The sequence below is a fragment of the Yoonia sp. 72 genome (assembly GCF_034652275.1).
Classification (GTDB): domain Bacteria; phylum Pseudomonadota; class Alphaproteobacteria; order Rhodobacterales; family Rhodobacteraceae; genus Yoonia.
The window spans coordinates 1-20,796 of the sequence record NZ_JAXIWG010000001.1 but is presented as its reverse complement, the minus strand read 5'-3'; the positions used below and the strand labels follow the sequence as shown (position 1 = coordinate 20,796).

At 61.8% G+C, this 20,796-nt stretch carries 22 protein-coding genes; 11 read left to right on the top strand and 11 right to left on the bottom strand.

All coding sequences use genetic code 11. The features are described from left to right. Positions 1 to 7: 7 nt before the first annotated feature. From VCK47_RS00110 to VCK47_RS00100, 3 genes are all read right to left on the bottom strand, one after another. Positions 8 to 490, bottom strand: a complete 483-nt coding sequence (locus VCK47_RS00110) for a lysozyme inhibitor LprI family protein (protein WP_322892052.1) — start codon at positions 488 to 490, stop codon at positions 8 to 10. Continuing rightward, complete coding sequence (locus VCK47_RS00105) at positions 487 to 1,650, bottom strand: isovaleryl-CoA dehydrogenase (RefSeq protein WP_322892051.1); 1,164 nt, start codon at positions 1,648 to 1,650, stop codon at positions 487 to 489. The genes VCK47_RS00110 and VCK47_RS00105 overlap by 4 nt, the downstream gene beginning before the upstream one ends. Before the next feature lie 90 nt (positions 1,651 to 1,740). Next, a complete protein-coding gene (locus tag VCK47_RS00100; RefSeq protein WP_322892050.1) occupies positions 1,741 to 2,403 on the bottom strand; it encodes an HAD-IA family hydrolase in 663 nt (220 codons plus the stop codon). 121 nt (positions 2,404 to 2,524) lie between these two features. Between VCK47_RS00100 and glmU the strand changes: the two genes are divergently transcribed. Genes glmU through VCK47_RS00080 form a run of 4 tightly spaced genes read left to right on the top strand, consistent with a single transcriptional unit; the run spans position 2,525 to position 6,903 of the window. Beyond that, the gene (gene glmU / locus VCK47_RS00095; RefSeq protein WP_322892049.1) at positions 2,525 to 3,868 is read left to right on the top strand and encodes a bifunctional UDP-N-acetylglucosamine diphosphorylase/glucosamine-1-phosphate N-acetyltransferase GlmU; all 1,344 of its coding nucleotides are present in this window, start codon (positions 2,525 to 2,527) and stop codon (positions 3,866 to 3,868) included. A gap of 1 nt (position 3,869) precedes the next feature. Then, positions 3,870 to 5,690 (top strand): glutamine--fructose-6-phosphate transaminase (isomerizing), encoded by a 1,821-nt coding sequence (glmS, locus tag VCK47_RS00090; protein ID WP_322892048.1) that lies wholly within the window; start codon positions 3,870 to 3,872, stop codon positions 5,688 to 5,690. Then, complete coding sequence (locus VCK47_RS00085; protein ID WP_322892047.1) at positions 5,690 to 6,232, top strand: pyridoxamine 5'-phosphate oxidase family protein; 543 nt, start codon at positions 5,690 to 5,692, stop codon at positions 6,230 to 6,232. Before glmS ends, VCK47_RS00085 begins: the two co-directional genes overlap by 1 nt. Continuing rightward, entirely contained in the window at positions 6,229 to 6,903 is a 675-nt protein-coding gene (locus VCK47_RS00080) for a DNA alkylation repair protein (protein WP_322892046.1), read from the top strand. Before VCK47_RS00085 ends, VCK47_RS00080 begins: the two co-directional genes overlap by 4 nt. Here the strand turns inward: VCK47_RS00080 and VCK47_RS00075 are convergent, their stop codons facing one another. Further along, positions 6,904 to 7,347, bottom strand: coding sequence for a D-galactarate dehydratase (locus VCK47_RS00075; RefSeq protein WP_322892045.1), 444 nt, complete (start codon positions 7,345 to 7,347; stop codon positions 6,904 to 6,906). An 86-nt stretch (positions 7,348 to 7,433) separates the two neighbouring features. Between VCK47_RS00075 and moaA the strand changes: the two genes are divergently transcribed. Beyond that, complete coding sequence (gene moaA, locus VCK47_RS00070; protein WP_322892044.1) at positions 7,434 to 8,438, top strand: GTP 3',8-cyclase MoaA; 1,005 nt, start codon at positions 7,434 to 7,436, stop codon at positions 8,436 to 8,438. Here moaA and VCK47_RS00065 read toward each other — a convergent pair. The 4 genes from VCK47_RS00065 to argE all read right to left on the bottom strand — a co-directional run bounded on the left by VCK47_RS00065 (position 8,435) and on the right by argE (position 12,685). Next, positions 8,435 to 9,670, bottom strand: coding sequence for an META domain-containing protein (locus VCK47_RS00065; protein WP_322892043.1), 1,236 nt, complete (start codon positions 9,668 to 9,670; stop codon positions 8,435 to 8,437). The two genes, moaA and VCK47_RS00065, sit on opposite strands and share 4 nt — an antisense overlap. Before the next feature lie 61 nt (positions 9,671 to 9,731). Continuing rightward, positions 9,732 to 10,343 carry a class I SAM-dependent methyltransferase gene (locus VCK47_RS00060; RefSeq protein WP_322892042.1) on the bottom strand — a complete coding sequence of 204 codons (612 nt, stop codon included), beginning with the start codon at positions 10,341 to 10,343 and terminating at the stop codon, positions 9,732 to 9,734. Continuing rightward, positions 10,343 to 11,506 carry a M20 aminoacylase family protein gene (locus tag VCK47_RS00055; RefSeq protein ID WP_322892041.1) on the bottom strand — a complete coding sequence of 388 codons (1,164 nt, stop codon included), beginning with the start codon at positions 11,504 to 11,506 and terminating at the stop codon, positions 10,343 to 10,345. The genes VCK47_RS00060 and VCK47_RS00055 overlap by 1 nt, the downstream gene beginning before the upstream one ends. 18 nt (positions 11,507 to 11,524) lie before the next feature. Further along, positions 11,525 to 12,685 carry an acetylornithine deacetylase gene (gene argE, locus VCK47_RS00050; protein ID WP_322892040.1) on the bottom strand — a complete coding sequence of 387 codons (1,161 nt, stop codon included), beginning with the start codon at positions 12,683 to 12,685 and terminating at the stop codon, positions 11,525 to 11,527. A gap of 208 nt (positions 12,686 to 12,893) precedes the next feature. On the opposite strand from argE, the gene VCK47_RS00045 reads away from it, so the two are divergent. The 6 genes from VCK47_RS00045 (at position 12,894) to VCK47_RS00020 (ending at position 19,061) form a co-directional block, all read left to right on the top strand. Beyond that, positions 12,894 to 13,898, top strand: a complete 1,005-nt coding sequence (locus VCK47_RS00045) for an ABC transporter ATP-binding protein (protein WP_322892039.1) — start codon at positions 12,894 to 12,896, stop codon at positions 13,896 to 13,898. Beyond that, entirely contained in the window at positions 13,891 to 14,919 is a 1,029-nt protein-coding gene (locus VCK47_RS00040; RefSeq protein ID WP_322892038.1) for a dipeptide ABC transporter ATP-binding protein, read from the top strand. Before VCK47_RS00045 ends, VCK47_RS00040 begins: the two co-directional genes overlap by 8 nt. A gap of 23 nt (positions 14,920 to 14,942) precedes the next feature. Continuing rightward, positions 14,943 to 16,667, top strand: a complete 1,725-nt coding sequence (locus VCK47_RS00035) for a peptide ABC transporter substrate-binding protein (RefSeq protein WP_322892037.1) — start codon at positions 14,943 to 14,945, stop codon at positions 16,665 to 16,667. A gap of 124 nt (positions 16,668 to 16,791) precedes the next feature. Continuing rightward, a complete protein-coding gene (locus tag VCK47_RS00030) occupies positions 16,792 to 17,799 on the top strand; it encodes an ABC transporter permease (protein WP_322892036.1) in 1,008 nt (335 codons plus the stop codon). After that, on the top strand, positions 17,792 to 18,748 hold the full coding sequence (locus VCK47_RS00025) for an ABC transporter permease (RefSeq protein WP_322892035.1): 957 nt from the start codon (positions 17,792 to 17,794) through the stop codon (positions 18,746 to 18,748). The genes VCK47_RS00030 and VCK47_RS00025 overlap by 8 nt, the downstream gene beginning before the upstream one ends. 64 nt (positions 18,749 to 18,812) lie before the next feature. After that, complete coding sequence (locus tag VCK47_RS00020; RefSeq protein ID WP_322892034.1) at positions 18,813 to 19,061, top strand: DUF1289 domain-containing protein; 249 nt, start codon at positions 18,813 to 18,815, stop codon at positions 19,059 to 19,061. 2 nt (positions 19,062 to 19,063) lie between these two features. On the opposite strand, the gene VCK47_RS00015 is transcribed toward VCK47_RS00020, so the two are convergent. The 3 genes from VCK47_RS00015 to VCK47_RS00005 all read right to left on the bottom strand — a co-directional run bounded on the left by VCK47_RS00015 (position 19,064) and on the right by VCK47_RS00005 (position 20,774). Beyond that, positions 19,064 to 19,534 (bottom strand): DNA starvation/stationary phase protection protein, encoded by a 471-nt coding sequence (locus VCK47_RS00015; RefSeq protein WP_322892033.1) that lies wholly within the window; start codon positions 19,532 to 19,534, stop codon positions 19,064 to 19,066. Between the two features lie 63 nt (positions 19,535 to 19,597). Further along, a complete protein-coding gene (locus VCK47_RS00010; protein WP_322892032.1) occupies positions 19,598 to 19,954 on the bottom strand; it encodes a hypothetical protein in 357 nt (118 codons plus the stop codon). 328 nt (positions 19,955 to 20,282) lie between these two features. Continuing rightward, entirely contained in the window at positions 20,283 to 20,774 is a 492-nt protein-coding gene (locus tag VCK47_RS00005) for a hypothetical protein (RefSeq protein WP_322891275.1), read from the bottom strand. Between the last annotated feature and the right edge of the window lie 22 nt (positions 20,775 to 20,796).

Genomic DNA, 20,796 nt, shown 5'->3' with positions numbered 1-20,796 from the left:
CAGCGCCTCATGGCATGATGTAATAGTCGTGCAACGCGCGTGTTTGCGTGGCGGTCATCAACATCAGGCATTCGGCCTTTGCCACATGGCGCGCAGAACCCGACCCCCAAAGCCCGTATTGCATGGTGCAATTGGCATCACGAAATGCAATCCACGCGCGTTGGGCCGCGCGCACCTGATCCGCGCGCACGGCATATTCGGGCGCTTCAAATTGCGCGTTGACGTCCATCTCGGCGGCATAATCCAGCACCAGCGCGTATTGGGTATTCAGCAACTGATCCCAAACCTCGTGTTCGGCCATCAGGCATGATGTCATCCCCATCGTGGTGTCGCCGCCCGGTTCGTCCGCCATGCACATCGTCGCGGCAGTGCCGGTGCAACTGGTTTCACCGCTGTCAAAACACGCCTCGACCATCGGCGCATAAAGCCAGTTGGTTTGTGCCGCAGCCGCACAGGGCAGTAGCGCCAGAACCAGTGCAACATTTTTCATCCCATCGCCCCCATCAATTCACGGCCCACCAGCATGCGGCGAATCTCGGAAGTACCGGCGCCGATTTCCATCAGCTTGGCATCACGGAACAGCCGCGCAACGGGGGCGTCGTTCAGGAACCCCGCGCCACCCATCGCCTGCACGGCCTGATGCGCCTGTTTCATCGCCTCCTCGGAGGCATAGAGACAACAGGCCGCCGCATCCTGACGGGTGACCGTGCCACGGTCGCAGGCTTTCGCCACCTCGTAGACATAGGCGCGGGCAGAGTTCATCGCGGTGTACATATCCGCGATCTTGCCCTGCATCAGTTGGAAATTGCCGATAGGCTGGCCGAATTGTTTGCGTGACGCCAGATAGGGCATGATTTCATCCAGACAGGCAGCCATGATCCCCAGCCCGATCCCCGCCAGCACAACGCGTTCGTAATCAAGGCCGGACATCAGGACCGCAACGCCGCGCCCTTCCTCGCCCAAGACATTCTCGAACGGCACCGCCACATCGTCAAAGATCAGCTCGGCCGTGTTGGACCCGCGCATCCCCAGCTTGTCGAAATGCGGAGACGTGCTGAAGCCGGTCATTTCCTTTTCGATCAAGAAAGCGGTGATGCCTTTGGACCCTGCGGCGGGATCGGTCTTGGCATAGACGACCAGCGTGTCGGCGTCCGGCCCGTTGGTGATCCAGTATTTGTTGCCGTTCAGTCGGTAATGATCGTTGCGCTTTTCCGCACGCAGCGACATCGACACAACGTCGGACCCTGCCCCTGCTTCGGACATGGCCAAGGCACCCACATGATCGCCCGAGATCAGGCGCGGCAGGTATTTCGCCTTTTGCGCTTCGGTCCCGTTCAGCTTGATCTGGTTGACGCAAAGGTTGGAATGCGCGCCGTAAGACAAGCTGACCGAGGCGCTGGCGCGCGCGATTTCCTCGATCGCGACCGTATGGGCGAGGTAGGACATGCCCGCGCCGCCATAAGATTCATCCACCGTCACACCCAGCAACCCCAGATCGCCCATCTCGCGCCAAAGGGCGGCAGGAAACAGATTGTCGCGGTCGATTTGCGCGGCCATCGGTTTGACACGGGTCTGCGCCCAGTCATGGACCATCTCTCGCAGGGCGTTCACATCCTCGCCCAGATCAAAGCTCATGGAGGCGTGAAACATCGGCCTGCTCCTGCGGTTAATTGAACGCTTGTTCAGTTGTAGCCATGTCGCCGTCGCTGTGTCGAGTCATTTCTGCACGGTTTATGGGCACTACCCGATCAGCCGCGCGACGACGGCGGGCAGGTCGGCGAAATCGTCGATGATGGCGTCAGCTTCGAGTGCGAGCACAGTCTCTCTGCCTTGCCCGAAGGTCACCAGCACAGACGGCACGCCCGCATTGCGCGCCGTGTCGCGGTCGGTGATCGTATCGCCCACCAGCAAGGACCGTGCGGGATCACCGCCAGCACGGCGCACGGCCTCGATATGGTGCAGGGGGTCGGGTTTGCGCACCTTCAGCGTATCGGCCCCGATCAGCGATGCAAACTGGTCGCGTACGCCAAGGCTTTGCATCAGGGTTTCGGCCAGGGCGGCGGGCTTGTTGGTGGCAATCCCCACGGCGTAACCGCTGGATTTCAGAGCCTCAACCGCGTCCATCGCACCGGGGTAAAGCGTGGTATGTGTGGCAATCGCCTCGCCGTAAGCGGCCAGCAGAACGGGATATTGCGCATCAACCAACGTCTCGTCGACGTTACCCAGCCGCGAAAACCCCAGCCGCAGCATGGCACGCGCGCCGGTCAGCGAGACGGCCGCATCTTGCGCCTGCGTCAGCAGATCGCCATGCCCCAGCCCGCGAAAGCAATGGTTGGCCGCAGCGATCAGGTCGCCGCTGGTATCGGCAAGCGTGCCGTCGAGGTCGAAAATCACGGTGCGCATGGGCGGCCTTTCAATGCTGCGGTCCTGCCATCTGTAACGCGCTGTAAACTGATGTGAAGCCCCTGCCCTTGTGATAATCGAAAAGGCCAGTAGAACGCAGGCAACAAAGAATGGGGCAGATATGGCGAATGCAGTGATTATCCTTGGCGCGGGGCTTGGCACGCGCATGAATTCGGACCTGCCCAAGGTGCTGCACCCCATCGCGGGCGCGCCGATGCTGGTCCATGCGATGCAGGCCGCGATGGTGCTGGACCCTGCGCGCCGCGTCGTTGTGGCGGGGTATGAGGCCGCACAGGTCGAAAAGGCTGCCCTTGCCTATGATCCCGATGCAACGGTCGTGGTGCAGAGCGAACAGCTGGGCACGGCCCATGCGGTGGCACAGGCCAAGGCGGCGCTTTCGGATTTCGACGGCGATGCGCTGGTGCTTTATGGTGATACGCCTTTCATCCGCCCCGATACGCTGGAAGCGATGATGGAGGCCCGCCAGACCCATGACATCGTGGTGCTGGGGTTCGAGGCGGAGGACCCAGGGCGCTATGGCCGTCTGATCCTGAAGGACGGGCAGCTTGACCGGATCGTCGAATTCAAGGACGCGAATGAGGATGAACGCGCGGTAACGCTGTGCAATTCCGGTGTAGTCGCCGCCGATAGTGCGACGCTCTTCGATCTGGTCGCCGCAGTCGGCAATGCCAATGCGGCGGGCGAATATTACCTGACCGACATTATCGCCATCGCCCGTGCGCGTGGTCTGACCGCAACTGTCGTGGAATGCGCCGAGGCGGAAACCTTGGGCATCAATTCGCGGTTCGAACTCGCACAGGCCGAAGCCGTGTTCCAGAACGCCGCGCGGATGGCCGCGCTTGACGATGGTGTCACGCTGGTGGCCCCCGAAACCGTCTATTTCGCCTATGACACCGTAATCGGCCGCGATGCAATTATCGAACCCAACGTCGTGTTCGGCCCCGGTGTGACGGTCGAATCCGGTGCCACGATCCGCGCCTTTTCACATCTGGAAGGTTGCCATGTCTCACGTGGGTCAATCGTCGGCCCCTACGCCCGCCTGCGCCCCGGTGCGGAACTGGCCGAGAACACCCGCGTCGGCAATTTTGTCGAAGTCAAGAATGCCGTGATCGCCGAAGGCGCCAAGGTCAACCATCTGTCCTATATCGGCGATGCCGAGATCGGGCCGCGCAGCAATATCGGCGCAGGCACGATCACCTGCAATTATGACGGCGTGTCCAAGCACCACACGACGATTGGCGCGGATGTGTTCATCGGGTCCAACACCATGCTGGTTGCCCCCGTCAGCGTGGGCGATGCGGCGATGACGGCCAGCGGGTCGGTCATCACCCGCGATGTGCCAGCGGGCGATCTGGCCGTCGCGCGGACGCGGCAGGACAACAAGGCAGGATTTGCCGTGCGGCTGTTCGAAAAACTGCGCGCAAAAAAGACGAAGGGTCACTAAGATGTGCGGTATTGTTGGCGTTCTGGGCAATCACGAAGCCGCCCCCCTGCTGGTCGAAGCGCTGAAGCGGTTAGAGTATCGCGGCTATGACAGCGCGGGCATCGCGACCATCAACGGCGATGTGCTGGACCGCAGGCGGGCGGTCGGCAAGCTTGTCAACCTGTCCGACCTCTTGGTCCATGACCCGCTCGCAGGCAAGGCCGGCATCGGCCACACCCGCTGGGCCACGCATGGCGTGCCCAATGCGGGCAATGCGCATCCGCATAAATCGGGCGGTGTCGCGGTCGTGCACAACGGGATCATCGAGAATTTCCGCGAACTCCGCGCCGATCTGGCGGCCCTTGGCATTGCGCATGAAACCGACACCGATACCGAAACCGTGGCGTTGTTGGCCAATCACTACATCGGCCAAGGCATGTCGCCCCGCGACGCGGCACAGGCGACCATCGCCCGCCTGCACGGGGCCTATGCGTTGTGTTTCCTGTTCGAAGGGCATGACGACCTGCTGATCGCCGCGCGCAAAGGATCACCCTTGGCCATCGGGCATGGTGATGGCGAGATGTTCGTGGGCTCAGATGCCATCGCGCTTGCGCCCATGACCGACCGGATCACCTATCTGGAAGAAGGCGACTGGGCGATCATCACGCGGCACAGCTTGGAAATCCGCGATGCGGCGGGCAACCTTGCCAACCGCGACCTGCGCCAGATCCATATCGACGCAGCACAGGTGGACAAGGGCGGCTATAAACATTTCATGGCCAAGGAAATCGCCGAACAGCCGCAAGTGCTGCAAGGGGCCTTGAACCACTACATCAACGCCGATGCGACCGCGATGACCCTGCCCGAAGGGCTGGACTTCACCGCCGTCAACCGCCTGACCATGGTCGCTTGTGGGACGGCATTTTATGCCTGCATGGTCGCGAAATACTGGTTCGAACAGGTGGCGGGGTTGCCGGTCGAGGTCGATGTCGCATCCGAATTCCGCTATCGCGAACCGCCTGTGACCGACGGCACCATGGCGATTTTCGTCAGCCAGTCGGGGGAAACGGCGGATACGCTCGCCGCACTCCGCTATATGGCGGGCAAGGCCAGCAAGATCGTGTCGGTCGTCAACGTCCCCGAAAGCAGCATCGCGCGCGAAAGCGATATCGCGCTGCCGATCCTTGCGGGGGTGGAAATCGGCGTCGCCTCGACCAAGGCGTTCACCTGTCAGTTGACGACGCTGGCCGCGATGGTGCTGCATGCCGCCCGCCAGCGGGGCCGGATCGACGATGCGGCCTTGGCAGGCAAACTCGCCGCCCTGCGTGGCTTGCCTGGGTTGATGAACACCGCCCTGGGGATCGAGGACCGCACCATCGCGCTGTCCCGCGATCTGGCCGAGGCGCGCGATATCCTGTTTCTTGGGCGCGGGGCGATGTATCCCTTGGCCTTGGAGGGCGCGCTTAAACTGAAAGAAATCAGCTACATACATGCCGAAGCTTATGCATCAGGAGAGTTGAAGCACGGCCCCATCGCGCTGGTCGATCCGCATGTGCCGGTGATCGTGATGGCCCCACGCGACAGCCTGTTTGAAAAGACCGTGTCGAACATGCAGGAAGTCATGGCGCGCGGCGGCAAGGTGCTGCTGATCACCGATAGCCAAGGGGCCGCCGAAGCCGGTGATGGCGTCTGGCAGACCCTGCTGATGCCAAGCGTTGATCCGTTCCTTGCGCCGATCCTTTACGCGCTGCCTGCGCAGCTGCTGGCCTATCACACGGCCATCGCCAAAGGCACCGATGTGGACCAGCCCCGCAACCTTGCGAAATCCGTGACGGTGGAATGATGGGCAAGCAATTCGCGGAATTGTCCGAGGCACATCAGGCCTTCATCGCAGCACAGCCGCTGTTCTTTACCGGCACGGCGGCGCGTGATGGCAAGGTCAATATCTCGCCCAAAGGGATGGACAGCCTACGGGTGCTGGATGCGACCACCATCGCCTATGTCAACGCCACGGGCAGCGGGAACGAAACGGCGGGGCATCTGCTGGACCATCCGCGCATGACGCTGATGTGGTGCAGTTTCGACAAGAAACCCCAGATCCTGCGCACCTATGGCACCGCGCGTGCAATCCATCCGCGCGATCCGGATTGGCCCGATTTTGCTGCCTGCCTGCCCGACCTGCCCGGCGCACGGCAGATCTATGTCCAGACCATCGACATGGTGCAGACCTCCTGCGGCTATGCCGTCCCGTTCATGGAAAAGATCGGCGAACGCGACACATTGCGCCACTGGACCGAGGACAAAGGCCCCGACGGCATCGCCACCTATTGGAAAGACCGCAACCAGTCCACTTTGGACGGGTTGCCGACGAAAGTGATCGAATGACCGTTGACGACGCTCTGGCCGTCCTTGGCACCGACCCCGCAAAAGCCGCCGAGATGGCGCGCCATCACAAGGTGGACCGCGCCTATCTGGGGGTGACAACACCCGCGATTGACGCCGTCGCCAAAGGCTGGCGCGAGACGCTGGACCTGGAGGCACGGTTGGCGCTGGCGGCGGATCTCTGGGCCAGCGACGTGCATGAAGGCCGGATCGCGGCGGCGAAACTGCTGACACAGGCGCGGATCAGGCCGGATGACAGCGCCGCATGGGACATGATCGCCTCATGGGTGCCGGAGTGCGATGGACCCGCTATTGCCGACCAGGTCGCCATCGCAGGGCAGAAACGGCTGGTCGCGGACCCTGCCCGCTTTGATGCGCTGGCGCCTTGGGTCAAGGCAGATCATCTGTGGACACGCGCAGCGGTGCTGGCCTTGACCCTGCCATGGACCAAGCAGAACAACCCCAAAGCCACCGATCTGGCGCTGCGCGACCGCGCGCTGGACTGGGCGGGCCAGCTTGCCGGTGATCCGCACAAGGTGATCCAGACCGCACTGGTGGATTGGCTGGCAAGCCTTGCCAAACACGATCCCGCCACAGCGCAGGCTTTTGTCGACCGTCACGCGACGGTGCTGAAGCCCTACGCGCTCAAATCCGCGCGGCACAGGCTGGGGTAATCAGCGCAGGACGGTCAGCTCTACCAGCCCTGTCAGCGGTGCCTCGATCAGCCGCATGGCGGCAAGGCTGATCTGGCTGCCCGATCCCGCAGCCCCGCCCGAGGGGCGCAGTTCGATATTGATCGTGCGGCCCTGATAGCGGATGCGGCCTTGCGTCAAGGCGGTCACCAGCGGCGTTTTCAGCCAGATACCGGGTTCGGTCGGGCTGCCAAGGGTGGCGATGGTGCGCCCGATCTCTGCGCCCGCGGCCGAGACCTGCGTCGCCGCCTGCCGTTCGGCGGCAGATGTGGTGTCGAACTGGTCAACCGTGCGCGCGGTGCGCGGTGGCGGCGGTGGCAGGGTCATCGCCGGGATCGTCGTGACCTCCTCTGCGACAGGTTCGTCCACAGCGGGCATTTCACAGGCGGCAAGCGCGATAAGCGGCAGGATCAGGAGTTTTTTCATGCCGCCACGATATTGTGCGCGGATCGGGGGTGCAACGCCTCTCGCGCCGCTTGCGCAAAGGGGCGCCCACCCCTAGCTTGGGTGGCATGAATGCCCCATTGATCGACCCATTCGCGCGCGCCATTTCCTATCTGCGGGTGTCGGTGACCGACCGCTGCGATTTCCGCTGCGTTTACTGCATGTCGGAAAACATGACCTTTCTGCCCAAAAAGGACCTGCTGACGCTGGAAGAACTCGACCGGCTGTGTTCGGCCTTCGTGCGGCTTGGCGTGAAAAAGCTGCGGATCACGGGCGGCGAACCTTTGGTGCGGCGCGATATCCTGACCTTCTTTCGCGCGATGGGCCGGCATCTGGACAGCGGCGCACTGGACGAATTGACGCTGACGACCAACGGCAGCCAGTTAGAGAAATACGCAACCGATCTTTACGCTGCCGGTGTGCGGCGGATCAACGTGTCGCTCGATACACTCGACGAGGCGAAATTCGCGCGGATCACCCGTTGGGGGAAACTGCCGCAGGTTTTGCGCGGGATCGACGCGGCACAGGCGGCGGGGCTGCGGGTCAAGATCAACACCGTCGCGCTGCAAGGGTTCAACGAGGACGAATTGTTCACGCTGACCGACTGGTGCGCGTCCCGCGACATGGACCTGACATTCATCGAGGTGATGCCGATGGGCGATATCGGCAACGAGGACCGGATCGGGCAATACTGGTCGCTCAAAGACCTGCGCACGCGGCTGGCGCAGCGCGGCACGCTGACCGACCTGCCCGACCGCACCGGCGGGCCAGCGCGTTATGTCCGCGTGGATGCGACGGGCCAGAAGATCGGATTCATCACGCCGCTGTCCCATAATTTCTGCGAAAGCTGCAACCGCGTGCGGATCACCTGCACCGGCGAGATTTACACCTGTCTGGGGCAGGAAGGCCATTCCGACCTGCGCGCGCCCTTACGCGGGTCAGAGGCGGATCACGATCTGGAAAACGCGATCCGGGCGGCGATTGCCCTGAAACCCAAGGGTCACGATTTCGACTATTCCCGCCAGAAGGTCGACGGGCAGGTCAGCCGCCACATGAGTCACACAGGCGGTTAAGGCGCGCTGCCATCGGTGGCAGCGCGGGCAGTGATGACCGGCCCCTCCGGCCCCATCAGCAGCAGCGCGCCGCTGTCGTCGAGGTCAAAGCCCGTCACCTGTGCGATGGCCGCAAAGAACAGCCGCTCCTGCGCCATGACGGGACCATTGCACATCATCATTGTTGCCCCCGACTGGCGGATGCTCAGGCTTTCGCCCGTCAGCTGGTAGCCTGCGAACCAGCGGTTGCACCCGCTCGACCCCGCCACGCGGCCCGCAGCATCAAAGCCGAGAGTGATGCGGTCGCTGGGGCGGACCGTGTCGTCCAGCACGGTTTCGACAACCCATGTCCGCTTTTGCAAAAGGCTTGCCGTGCTGCCGCCGCAGCCACGGATCACCTCGTCGCCCATCGCGAGACTGACGGTTTCGGGATAAGGCAGGCCCGTCATGCTGTCGCGGCAGATCAGCGCGTCGCGCGTCAGGACCGCGCGCAGGGCAAGGTCGGTGTCGGTCGCGGTCACGACCAACGCGCCATCGGGTTGCAAGGCCGCGTCTGTCGCGTTCAGCGAAAGATCGTCCATGCCAAGGCGGGTCAGGGTCATCTGACCTTCATCGATCGTAGCGGTCCAGAACGGCTCGTTTCCGCGCGCAGTATAGGGGCTGCGCGGTTCTGGCAGGCCGATCCGGCAATCCGGCAGGTCGGTGCCGTCCAGCGTCAGCGTCGCGGTATCGCCACGGTTCCAGAAGACCGCGCCACCATCCGCCGCCTCAAAGCGCGCGCCGGAGGCGGCAGGCACGGGGTCAAGCACCTTCCGCACAGCGCCTGTATCGATCACCAAACGGTCATCCGCGAAACCGCTGCGCACCATCAGATCGCCGCAGCGGAAAGCGGCCGTGAACCCCAGCGGCTGGTAGCGGCGTAGCATCAGATCGACGCCCGCATCGCCCACGGCCATCACCGGATCGCCCAGCCAGACCAGATCGAGACCCAGCATGATTCCCGCCCGCAGGATCACATCGGATTGCGCGCCCATATCGATGGCGAAAGGCACCGGCACCTGCTGGCCCGCTGTGGGCATCCGCGCATCGGCGATCAGGCGGCCGTCTGTGCCCAGCACCTCGACCAGCAGCACCGCATCATCCGGCAAGGCCATGCGATCAAGATAGCTGACCTGCCCCGACACAGTGCGGCTGCCTTGCGCAAGCGCCGTCATGGGCAGGGTGGCAACAAGCAGGGCGAGTAGATAGCGCATGAGCTCTCTCCGGTCGGGACAGGCGCAAGATAGCGGCAAAGGCATGACGCAGGAAGCGCGATCAGACAGGCGGTGACGCCTCTGGCCTGCGGGCGATGAAATCGATCAGCGCGGCAGGCCCGACATGGCCGCTGCCTGCCTGCTGGTCGCGCTCGTAAGATGCGCAGCGCTCGACATGCCAGCCTGCAAAGGCATCACGCAACAAGGATTCGGTATACATGTTTTCAACATGAGGCGGCCCGCCCGTGCCGCGCCCGACCTGTTCGGGGCGATAGCCATGCAGCAGCAAACGCCCGCCAGGGCGCAGCGCGCGGGTCATGTCGGCGAACTGGCGCGCGCGCAAAGTGGGGTCCGCGAACTGGATGAAGATCGCGGCGACCATGTCGAACTGCTGCGACCAATCCCAATCACCCCAGCCCGCCACATGCGCCTGCACCGCAACACCCGCACTGTCCGCCAGCGCCTTCGTCCGGCCCACAGCAGTCGGAGACAGATCAAACGCCGTCACCTCCATGCCGCTTTGCGCCAGATGCACGGAATTGCGCCCCTCGCCATCCGCGACGCAGAGCACGCTTTGCCCCGCCAGCGCCAGCCACGGATTATCCGCCAGCACCGCCGCAGGGGCGGTACCGAACAGGTAATCATCGCTGGCGCTGTAGCGCTCTTCCCACATCAGGCGGCGGGCATGCGTTGTTCGACGATACCGGCCCACCACGAACAGCCTGCGGGAATCGCATCGTCGTTGAAGTTGTACTCGGGATGATGCACCGACGCGCCGTCGCCGTTACCGACAAGGATATAGGCCCCGGGGCGTTCTTCGAGCATGAAGGCGAAATCCTCGCCGCCCATGACTAGGGGCGCATCTTCGCAACCGCCCGATACCGACCGCGCGACTTCGGCGGCAAAGGCGGTCTGGTCCTCGTGGTTGACCATGCAAGGATAGCCGCGGTGGTATTTTATCTCGGCCACAGCACCAAACGCGCTTGCCGTGCCTTCGCTGATCGCCTTGAGCCGCACCTCGGCCAGATCGCGCATGCCCTTGGACATGGTGCGCACCGTGCCTTTCATATGCACACGCTGGGCGATGACGTTGAACGCCTTGGACGACGATTCAATCGAGGTGACGGACACGACAACCTGATCCACGGGGTCGGCATTGCGGCTGGCGATGGATTGCAGCGCGGTGATGACATGGGCCGCGACCAGCGTGCTGTCGACGGTTTCCTGCGGCTTGGCGGCATGGCCGCCTTTGCCTTCGATGATGATCTCGAACTGGTCGGTCGCGGCGAAAAACGCACCCGGACGGATCGCAAAGCTGCCCACCGGACGGCCCGGCCAGTTGTGCATGCCGTAAACCTCGGTGATGTTCCAGCGGTCCATCATGCCGTCCTCGCACATCTCGCGCCCGCCGCCGCCGCCCTCTTCGGCAGGCTGGAAGATCACGACGACCTGCCCGTCGAAATTGCGCGTCTCGGACAGGTATTTCGCCGCCCCCAGCAGCATCGCGGTATGCCCGTCATGGCCGCAGGCATGCATCGCACCGGGGGTTTTCGACGCATAGGGCAGCCCCGTCGCCTCATGGATCGGCAGCGCGTCCATATCCGCGCGCAGCCCGATCACCTTGCCCGAGGTATCCGACTTGCCTTTGATGACGCCGACAACGCCGGTGCGCCCGATGCCTGTGACCACCTCGTCACAGCCGAATTCGCGTAGTTTTTCCGCGACCAGCGCCGAAGTGCGGTGCGTTTCGAACAGGATTTCGGGGTTTTCGTGCAGGTCTCGTCGCCAGGCGGTGATTTCGGGCAGCAATTCGGCAAAGCGGTTCTTGACGGGCATCATCTTCTCCTAGGGGGGTTATTCGGCGAGCAGATCGACAAGGCGGGACATGAATGCCTCGCCCTGCTGGAACTGTGACACGCTGACATATTCGTTGGGTTGGTGGGCTTGTGCAATGTCGCCGGGGCCGCAGATCACGGCAGAATAGCCGCGGTCCTGAAACTGCCCGGCTTCGGTGCCGTAACTGACGACGCTGCTGGCATTTTCACCGGTCAGGCGACGGACCAGATTTTCGGCACTGCCATCCTGTTCGGGGACAAGGCCCGGAACATGAAAGAATTTCTCGGCGGTGATGAAGGTCTCCGGCCGCACGGCCTGCATATCAGCCTCGATCTCGGCGATCTTGGCGTGCAGGCGGGTTTCCCACATGCCAATATCCTCGCCCGGGACCAGCCGGAAATCGAGCACGAAGCGGCAGTCCTTGGCGGTGATGTTGTTGGCGGTGCCACCGCTGATCGTGCCGACATGCAGCGTCGTGTAGGGCGGAAAGAATTGCGCGGCCAGTTCGCTGGGCGCGGCTGCGGCATTTTCGGCGTTCACCTGATTCGCCCAGTCGATCAGGCGTGCGGCCATCATGATCGCGCTGACACCCGTGGGGGCGAGCGATGAATGCACCTCGAATCCGCGCACATGAATCCGGAAACCGACCGCCCCCTTGTGGCTGGTCACGATCTTCATCATCGACGGTTCGCCCACAATGACAGTATCCGCGCGCGGCAAACCGTGGCTGACCATATGGTCGATCATCGGCGGAGCACCTATGCAGCCGACCTCTTCGTCATAGCTGAGCGCGATTTGCAGCGGGCGTTTCACCCCGCGTGTTGCCGCCTGCCCCATCGCCCAAAGTGCCAGCGCGTCAAAGCCTTTCATGTCGCAGGTGCCGCGCCCGTAAAGGCGGCCGTCCTTTTCGGTCACGGTGAACGGATCGGTGTCCCACGCCTGCCCGTCCACGGGGACAACATCGGTATGCCCCGACAGCACGACGCCACCATCGACCGCAGGGCCGACATGGGCGTAAAGCGATGCCTTGGTGCCGTCGTCACTGGGCACGATGGTGCTGTCGATACCAAACCCGGACAGATAATCCTGAACGAAATCAACAAGTTCCATATTGCTATCACGGCTGACCGTGGGAAAGGCGACCAGCCTGTCCATCAGCTCGCGTGCGGTCAAGGTCATCGGGGGCCTTCCTTTCATGCCGATTAATCCGCCATCTGCGTCCTGCGTCGCGCAAACGGCCAGCACCCGCACTGTTGCGCGCGCCGCAGCGGGCTTCAAACAGAAAGCGACTTGCGGGAACAAAATTTAATGATAGCGTCTGTCAATCGCAGGTCCACTACGGGCTTGACGCAAAAAACAAAAAATGGACCGCCCGGGGAGGGTCTCTATGCCCAATGTGGCCCAGCCTGTGCTGGATGTGCAGGATTTGAAAACCGTTTTCAAAACGCGTGGCGGTGAAGTGCATGCCGTCAATAATGTCAGCTTCTCGTTGAAACCGGGCGAGCTTTTGGGTGTGGTCGGCGAAAGCGGATCGGGCAAATCCGTGACGATGATGTCGCTGTTGGGCCTGTTGCCATCGCCTCCCGCCGATATCCGGCATGGCCGCGTCATGTTCGACGGCAAGGATCTGTTGCAGATCAGGCCGCAGGATTTGCGCGCGGTGCGCGGCGGGCAGATCGGATTCGTGTTTCAGGACCCGATGACATCGCTGAACCCCGTCTACACCGTCGGCATGCAGATCATGGAACCCTTACGCAAACATCTGGGGCTGAGCAAACGCGCCGCCGTCACCCGTGCGCGCGAATTGCTGGAGCTTGTCGGCATTCCCGATGCGCAGCGTCGGCTTGACGACTATCCGCACCAGTTTTCCGGCGGCATGCGGCAGCGCGTGATGATCGCCATCGCACTCGCCTGCGACCCCAAAGTGCTGATCGCGGATGAACCGACGACAGCACTTGATGTGACCATTCAGGCGCAGATTCTGGAATTGATGCAGGAATTGCGCGAAAAACTGGGCATGGCAGTCATCTGGATCACGCATGATCTGGGTGTGATCGCGGGCATCGCGGACCGTGTGCTGGTCATGTATGGCGGGCAGATCGTCGAACATGCGCCCGTCGCGGACCTGTTCCGCGACCCCCAGCACCCCTATACCCGCGCCCTGTTGAAAACGATTCCCTCGATCAGCGGCGAACGCGCCAAACGGCTGACGGTCATCGAAGGGCAACCGCCCCTGATGCTGGCCGCCCCCGATGCCTGCCCGTTCCGCGCGCGCTGTGATGTGGCCTTTGCGCGCTGTGCGGTGGAAAACCCGCCGCGCTATGACGTGGGCCACGGCCATGACGCCGCCTGTTTTTATGACGCTCGCACGGGGGCCCCGCGCCATGCTTGACGACACACCCAAACCGCTGGTGCGCGTGCGCGACCTCAAGATGCATTTTCCGATCCATGCGGGCCTGCTGCGCCGTCGCGTGGGTGAGGTAAAGGCCGTCGATGGCGTCAGTTTCGACGTCATGGAAGGCGAGACGCTGGGTCTGGTCGGCGAATCGGGCTGCGGCAAATCCACCTGCGGGCGCGCCGTGCTGCGGCTTTACGATATCACCTCGGGCGAGATTTCGATTGATGGCCGCGAGATCGGGACGATGTCGCAGACCAAGCTGCGCCCGATCCGGCCCACGATGCAGATGGTATTTCAGGACCCGCAAGCCTCGCTCAACCCGCGCATGACGGTCGAGGCGATCATCCGCGAACCGCTGGATGAACACACGAACCTGAGCATGGCCGAAAAGACCGCCAAGGTGGCCGATCTGATGGATGCCGTCGGGCTGAACCGCAAATTCGCCAAACGCTATCCACATGCCTTTTCGGGTGGCCAGCGGCAGCGCATCGGGATCGCCCGCGCGCTGGCCCTGAACCCCAAGTTCATCGTCTGCGACGAACCGATTGCGGCACTTGATGTGTCCATTCAGGCGCAGGTGGTGAACCTCTTGGAAGATCTGCAGGAACAGTTCGGCCTGACCTATCTGTTCATCAGCCACGATCTGTCGATGGTGCGCCATATCGCGACACGCGTGGCGGTGATGTATCTGGGCAAGATCATGGAGCTTGCCCCGCGCGAGGCGCTTTATCGTGACCCGCTGCATCCTTACACGAAAGCACTTTTGTCCGCAGTCCCCGAACCCGACCCCGCGCTTGCGCGCAAATCGGGGCGGATCGTGTTGCAAGGCGATGTGCCATCCCCATCGAACCCGCCCAAGGGCTGCAATTTCTGCACCCGTTGTCCGGCGGTCATGGATCTCTGCAAGGAGGTCGAACCCGATTACAGGCAGGTCCAGCCCGGCCGCTTTGTGGCATGCCACCTGTATAACGAAACCACGACCACTGCCGATGCAACGGCAGGGACCGGGGCCTAAGAGCGTCAACAAGGAGAGACGAAATGAAACTGAAAACAGCCCTGATGGGTGCCGCCGCAGCGGTCGCATTCACGCCTTTGGCTTATGCCCAAGAGCATGATGGCGTCCGTGGCAGCTCTGGCCACCTCAACATCATCTATTGGCAGGCGCCATCCATCCTGAACCCGTTCCTGTCGGGCGGCACCAAGGATGTCGAAGCCTCCTCGATCATCCTCGAGCCGCTGGCACGCTATGACAACACAGGCGCGCTGGTCCCCTATCTGGCCGAAAGCATCCCGACGGTTGAAAACGGCGGCGTGTCCGAAGACCTGACCACGATCACATGGAAGCTGAAAGAGGGCCTGCTGTGGTCCGACGGCACCCCTGTGACAGCGGCTGACGCTGTGTTCACCGCCGAATATTGCATGCATCCCGAAGGCGGCTGCGCGCAATTGTCCAAATACAACGGCGTGCAAAGCGTCGAAGCGCTGGACGATCTGACAATCCAGATCACCTTTAGCGGACCCCAGCCCAACCCATACGGCCCGATGGTCGGTGGCCAGTCCCCGATCCTGCAAGCAGCGCAATTTGCCGATTGCCTTGGCGCGCGTGCCCCTGAATGCACCGAGGCCAACTTTGGCCCGATCGGCACCGGCCCCTTCGTTGTGACGGATTTCCGCACCAACGACGTGATCCAGCTGGAAGCCAACCCCAACTATCGCGATCCGGCCAAGCCAGCATTCGCGACCGTGACCTTCAAAGGCGGCGGTGATGCGACAGCAGCGGGTCGTGCCGTGCTGGAAACCGGCGAATTCGATTACGCGTGGAACCTGCAACTTGCCCCCGATGTGATCCAGTCGATGGCCGCTGCCGGTGTCGGCACGCCAGTATCTGCCTTCGGCACGCTGGTCGAACGGATCGAGATGAACCTGACCAACCCGTCCCCGTCCCTGCCCGAAGGCGAACGCTCGACAGCGATGCATCCGCATCCGTTCCTGTCGGATGAAAACGTGCGCCGCGCGCTGTCCATGGCGATCGACCGTGAATTGCTGGTCGAGGTGGGCTACGGCCAGGCTGGCCGCGCGACCTGTAACCTCGTGCCCGGGCCGGAAATCTATGCCTCGCTCGACAACACAGGCTGCCTCGTGCAGGACATTGACGGTGCAAACGCCCTGCTGGACGAAGCAGGCTGGGTTGACAGCAACGGCAACGGCATCCGCGACAAGGACGGCGTGGAGCTGAACATCTTGTTCCAGACCTCCACCAACGCCGTGCGTCAGGATTTCCAGGCCCTGATCAAGGACATGTGGAGCCAGATCGGCGTTGAAACCGAATTGCGCAACATCGACGCGTCCGTGTTCTTCGGCGGTGACCCGGGTTCGCCCGACACGTTCGAAAAGTTCTATGCCGATGTGGAAATGTACGCCAACAACTTCGACGGCACCGATCCACAGGCCTATCTGGCAGCGTACACCTGCGACAAGGCTCCACGTCCCGAAACGCAGTGGCAGGGCGAGAACATCAACCGTTTCTGTGATCCGGCCTATGATGCGCTGGTCGCTGAACTGCAGCAGACCGCCGATATCGGTGAGCGTGGCCGGATTGCCCGCCAGCTCAACGACATGCTGACCAAGGACAGCATGGTCATCGTGCCGCTGGTGGACCGTGGTCGCGTGTCGGCCCATGCCAACAGCCTCGGCGGTGTTGTCCTGAACACATGGGACAGCGAGCTGTGGAACGTCGCTGACTGGTTCCGCATCACCGAATAAGCGCTAACGCGCGCCCCGGACCCCGCTCCGGGGCCTCTGCCGCCGTCAGGCACAGAGGTCCCGGAGCAAGTCCGGGACGCGCCCTTCTTTCATTTCCCCCAAAGCACTGACCCGAGGCGTTGCAATGCTGATCTACACCTTTCGCAGATTGCTGATATCCATCCCGACGCTTCTGTTCATCGCTTTTGTGATCTTCATGTTGCTCGAACTGGCCCCCGGCGATCCGATGTCGCAAATGCCCCTGACCATCCCGCCCGAGGTCAAGGAACGCATGCGCGAAGCCTTGGGTCTGGGCGAGCCGTGGTATGTGCGGTTTCCGCTCTGGCTGAACCAGTTTTTCATCGTGGAGCCGCAATACTGGATCGACCAGACCTTTGGCACCAATTTCGCCGATGGCAAGCAGCGCATCATCAGCTTTCAGTCCCGCAGCCCCGTGTTCGACACCATCGCACAGCGCCTGCCGCAGACGCTCTGGGTGGTGGGCATGTCCTATGTCGTGGGCGTGCTGATCGCGCTGCCCATCGGGATCATCAGCGCCTACCGACAATATTCGGTCTTTGACCAAGCGGGTACCTTCGTTTCTATGATCGGCTTTTCGGTGCCGCCGTTCTTTTCGGGCGTGCTGCTGATCGTGATCTTTTCGGTGCAACTGGGCTGGCTGCCCTCGATCTATGACACCACGCTGGTGGTCAACTCATGGGACACGTTCAAACAGCAACTGATGCAGATGGTGATGCCCGTCATGGTGCTGGCCTTGCAGACCACAGCACAGGTCAGCCGCTATATGCGCGCGTCCATGCTCGACAACCTGTCACAGGATTATGTCCGCACGGCCCGCGCCAAAGGGATGAGCGAAAGCACCGTCGTGCTCAAGCACGTGCTGCGCAATTCGATGATTCCGGTCGTGACGGTGATCGCACTTGGCATCCCGTCGATCTTTGGCGGCGCGATCATCACCGAACAGATTTTCAAGGTGAACGGTTTGGGCCAGCTTCTGATCCTTGCGCTGCAGGGGTCGGACATTCCGATGGTCATGACCATCACCTTCCTTCTGGCCGTATTGATCGTGCTGATGAACCTGATCGCCGATGTGCTTTACGGTATTCTGGACCCGAGGATTCGCTATGACTGATGCCGCACAAACCACCCTGCCAGAGGCCGCCCCAAAGGCGCGCAGCCAGTGGCTTGACGTCTGGGCGCAGTTCCGCACCCACAAGGGCGCCGTGTTCGGGCTGGGCTTTCTGATCTTTATCACGCTGTTTGCCGCCATTGGCCCGTGGCTCTGGACGGTGGACCCCGGCAAGCTCGACATCCGCAACAAGGATGTGCGGCCGATCTACCAGATCCTGTTCGACGCCAACGCCAAGGTCAGCTGGTCGCATCCGATGGGCACCGACAATCTGGGCCGCGATATCATGGCCAATATCATGCAGGGCGGGCGCATTTCATTGGCCGTGGGCTGGACCGCGATGATCTTGGCAGTGTTCATCGGCACGCTGGTCGGCGTGCTGGCGGGGTACTTCCGCAAGGCCGACGGGCTTTTGATGCGGTTCACCGATCTGGTGCTGGCGCTGCCGCTGCTGCCTTTGCTGCTGGTGATGATGCTCTTGTTCCGCGATCCGCTGCGCGCAACCTTCGGTCCTGAAGAGGGGATTTTCATCCTGATCGTCGTAGGCATTGGTATCACCAGCTGGATGCAGACCGCGCGGATCGTGCGGGGCGATGTGATGGCGCTGAAGGAACGTGAATTCGTGCTGGCCGCGCGCAGTATCGGCACGCCCTCGCGCCGGATCATCACGCGGCACCTGTTGCCTAACGTGCTGTCGCCGATCATGGTTTCGGCCACCCTCGGCCTTGCGACGGCGATCATCACGGAAAGCGCACTGTCCTTCCTCGGGCTCGGCTTTCCGTCGGATTTCCCGACATGGGGCAAGATCCTGTTCGACAGCGTGGACCGCATGACCGCCTTCCCCGAACGGGTGATCTGGCCGGGTCTTGCGATCTCGCTGACAGTGCTGGCGGTGAACTACATCGGCGACGGATTGCGCGACGCGCTTGACCCCAAGATCAGGGGTTTGTGACCGCGGGGCGATTGACAAGTCCGACAGAAATTATCAGATACTCGCTATCAGCAGCGAGTATCTTATGGCCAAGACCCCGTCCCCCTGTATCGACGTGTGCAAATTCCGCCGCGAAGGCCATTGCATCGGCTGCTCGATGACCAAGGCGCAGAAATCCATGTTTAAGGGGTTGAAGAAACCCGCGCATAAGTCGGCCTTTGTCACAATGCTGATGACGCAGCAGGCGATCATGGGCAAATACAGCCACTGGCGGCGCGCCTATCAAAAAAAATGCGCCAAAAAAGGCGCATCTTTTCCCGAAGAGGTCGGTTGAGATCAGGCCAGATGCGCGCGGAGCATCCAGGCGAATTTCTCGTGTGTCTGACCGCGCGCGATGCACAGATCCTCGGTCAGTGAATCGCCATGTTCGGCGGCCAGTTCACCCGCCGCGGCCAGCGTTGCGGCCAGCGTTTCTTCGGCCAGTTGCAGCGTCTTGACCATGGTGCGGTCGTCGGCGTGGCCTTCGAATTCCGCCACCTTGGAGCGTTTGATCATGCCGGCCAGCGTGCCTTCGGCATGGGCATCCAGCGCCTTGATCCGTTCGGCCAGATCGTCCTGCCCAGTGAAATGGTCCTCATAGATCGTCTGAAACAGCGCATGCAGTGACCCAAAGGCCATGCCCTTGACGTTCCAATGGAAATTCTGCGCCAGCATCGTGGTGACGGCGGTTTCGGCGACGCATTGGTTGAGCGCGTCCGCAATGGCGGTCTGGGCAGAGGGGCTGAGGTCTGTGGCGGTTTGTGTCATCGGTGGTCTCCTGTTTGTCGTGTGACTAACGTTGCTTGTTAGGTAACGTTCCTTGATAGGTCTTCAACCGTCTGCATCGGGATTGCTGCCCGTCGCATGCGCAGCCTTGCAGACAAGAAAATGCAGACGCGACGCCCTTTCGCGCGACATCCGGCTGAGCAGCGCAAAGCGGTAGCGCGCCTCGTCACCCTTGCGCACGGCGTCGAACAGGTTTTCCAGCCAGATTTCGTCGAACGATTTTTCGGAGGCTGCCGGTTCGTGGAACTTCATCCTGCGCCCCAGCGCTTCTGGCAGGGCCGCCAGCAGGTCCTGCATCGGGTCACCCGTCGTCACGCCGCTGAGCCGCGCCTTACGGCCTGCAGTGCGCACGACATGCTGCGCAGGATCGGGGGGCGACTGACGGCGGGCGGTGGATGACATGAGCGACTCCTATTCCCGACAAATATAGTCAGTCAAATCCGCAATAGCAACCGGAACCCGCCTGTCCCTTGGCCCAATACGCAAAAGGCCAGCCGTGATGGCGGGCCGGTGCGGTGGGCGGTGGCGTGTGCGGATGGGGGGTGTGCGTAATGAGGGTCAGCATCTGGATACCAGCGAGTCGTTCCGTGGTTGCTGACGAGGGCCTCTTCTTGGGCCTAGCTGATGTCCGGTTTGCGGGACTTTTCAGACCTTCGCTGCAAGTGCGTCAATGTCCGGTCTGACGAACCGTTAAACAAACGGTGGTTTTTGAGAGCGGGCAACCTGCTGTTTAGAGGCAAGGTAAGATCAGATCTTTACCGTCTGCATGATCCTCCGGAAACGGATCAATGTAATAGATCTGTTTTAGCCTGAACCCACCTAAAAGGTTTGGTTCAAGTTCTGCATAGTATTCATCTTTGCCAGATAGGTGTGCCGGTCGTGTGATGAAAAATGGCTGTTTGAGCAGTCTGCCTTCATTTACGGCATCGCCAAACGAGAGCCTATTTGGGTCGAAATTTGAGTCTGAACCGAATGCAACAAGCTGTAGCTTTACGCCGTTGGTAATGAAGGGCGATAAAAAAAGCTCGTAGAGCTGAGAACACTCGCTAAACGGGGTTTTCCTCGCGGATGCTTTGGCATCTTCTGCCAAGTAGCTGCAATAATTGTTCCACAATGTGTAATCGGCACAGTAACTTCGTATGAAGGCTTCTGGACTACTCTGGTCGGGGCCAGCAAAATCTGGTGGCCCAGATTTTCGGAAAAATGATTTCCAAAGTGACATGGCGGTCTCTCCCGTCCGTTAC

Bases quoted from the DNA above. Each gene is read 5' to 3' on its own strand.
- glmS (WP_322892048.1), top strand. From the start codon at position 3,870: ATGTGCGGTATTGTTGGCGTTCTGGGCAATCACGAAGCCGCCCCCCTG.
- VCK47_RS00035 (WP_322892037.1), top strand. From the start codon at position 14,943: ATGAAACTGAAAACAGCCCTGATGGGTGCCGCCGCAGCGGTCGCATTC.
- VCK47_RS00015 (WP_322892033.1), bottom strand. From the start codon at position 19,534: ATGACACAAACCGCCACAGACCTCAGCCCCTCTGCCCAGACCGCCATT.
- VCK47_RS00005 (WP_322891275.1), bottom strand. From the start codon at position 20,774: ATGTCACTTTGGAAATCATTTTTCCGAAAATCTGGGCCACCAGATTTT.
- moaA (WP_322892044.1), top strand. From the start codon at position 7,434: ATGAATGCCCCATTGATCGACCCATTCGCGCGCGCCATTTCCTATCTG.
- VCK47_RS00085 (WP_322892047.1), top strand. From the start codon at position 5,690: ATGGGCAAGCAATTCGCGGAATTGTCCGAGGCACATCAGGCCTTCATC.
- VCK47_RS00025 (WP_322892035.1), top strand. From the start codon at position 17,792: ATGACTGATGCCGCACAAACCACCCTGCCAGAGGCCGCCCCAAAGGCG.
- VCK47_RS00110 (WP_322892052.1), bottom strand. From the start codon at position 490: ATGAAAAATGTTGCACTGGTTCTGGCGCTACTGCCCTGTGCGGCTGCG.
- VCK47_RS00010 (WP_322892032.1), bottom strand. From the start codon at position 19,954: ATGTCATCCACCGCCCGCCGTCAGTCGCCCCCCGATCCTGCGCAGCAT.
- VCK47_RS00040 (WP_322892038.1), top strand. From the start codon at position 13,891: ATGCTTGACGACACACCCAAACCGCTGGTGCGCGTGCGCGACCTCAAG.
- glmU (WP_322892049.1), top strand. From the start codon at position 2,525: ATGGCGAATGCAGTGATTATCCTTGGCGCGGGGCTTGGCACGCGCATG.
- VCK47_RS00075 (WP_322892045.1), bottom strand. From the start codon at position 7,347: ATGAAAAAACTCCTGATCCTGCCGCTTATCGCGCTTGCCGCCTGTGAA.
- VCK47_RS00105 (WP_322892051.1), bottom strand. From the start codon at position 1,650: ATGTTTCACGCCTCCATGAGCTTTGATCTGGGCGAGGATGTGAACGCC.
- VCK47_RS00060 (WP_322892042.1), bottom strand. From the start codon at position 10,343: ATGTGGGAAGAGCGCTACAGCGCCAGCGATGATTACCTGTTCGGTACC.
- VCK47_RS00080 (WP_322892046.1), top strand. From the start codon at position 6,229: ATGACCGTTGACGACGCTCTGGCCGTCCTTGGCACCGACCCCGCAAAA.
- VCK47_RS00030 (WP_322892036.1), top strand. From the start codon at position 16,792: ATGCTGATCTACACCTTTCGCAGATTGCTGATATCCATCCCGACGCTT.
- VCK47_RS00020 (WP_322892034.1), top strand. From the start codon at position 18,813: ATGGCCAAGACCCCGTCCCCCTGTATCGACGTGTGCAAATTCCGCCGC.
- argE (WP_322892040.1), bottom strand. From the start codon at position 12,685: ATGACCTTGACCGCACGCGAGCTGATGGACAGGCTGGTCGCCTTTCCC.
- VCK47_RS00100 (WP_322892050.1), bottom strand. From the start codon at position 2,403: ATGCGCACCGTGATTTTCGACCTCGACGGCACGCTTGCCGATACCAGC.
- VCK47_RS00065 (WP_322892043.1), bottom strand. From the start codon at position 9,670: ATGCGCTATCTACTCGCCCTGCTTGTTGCCACCCTGCCCATGACGGCG.
- VCK47_RS00045 (WP_322892039.1), top strand. From the start codon at position 12,894: ATGCCCAATGTGGCCCAGCCTGTGCTGGATGTGCAGGATTTGAAAACC.
- VCK47_RS00055 (WP_322892041.1), bottom strand. From the start codon at position 11,506: ATGCCCGTCAAGAACCGCTTTGCCGAATTGCTGCCCGAAATCACCGCC.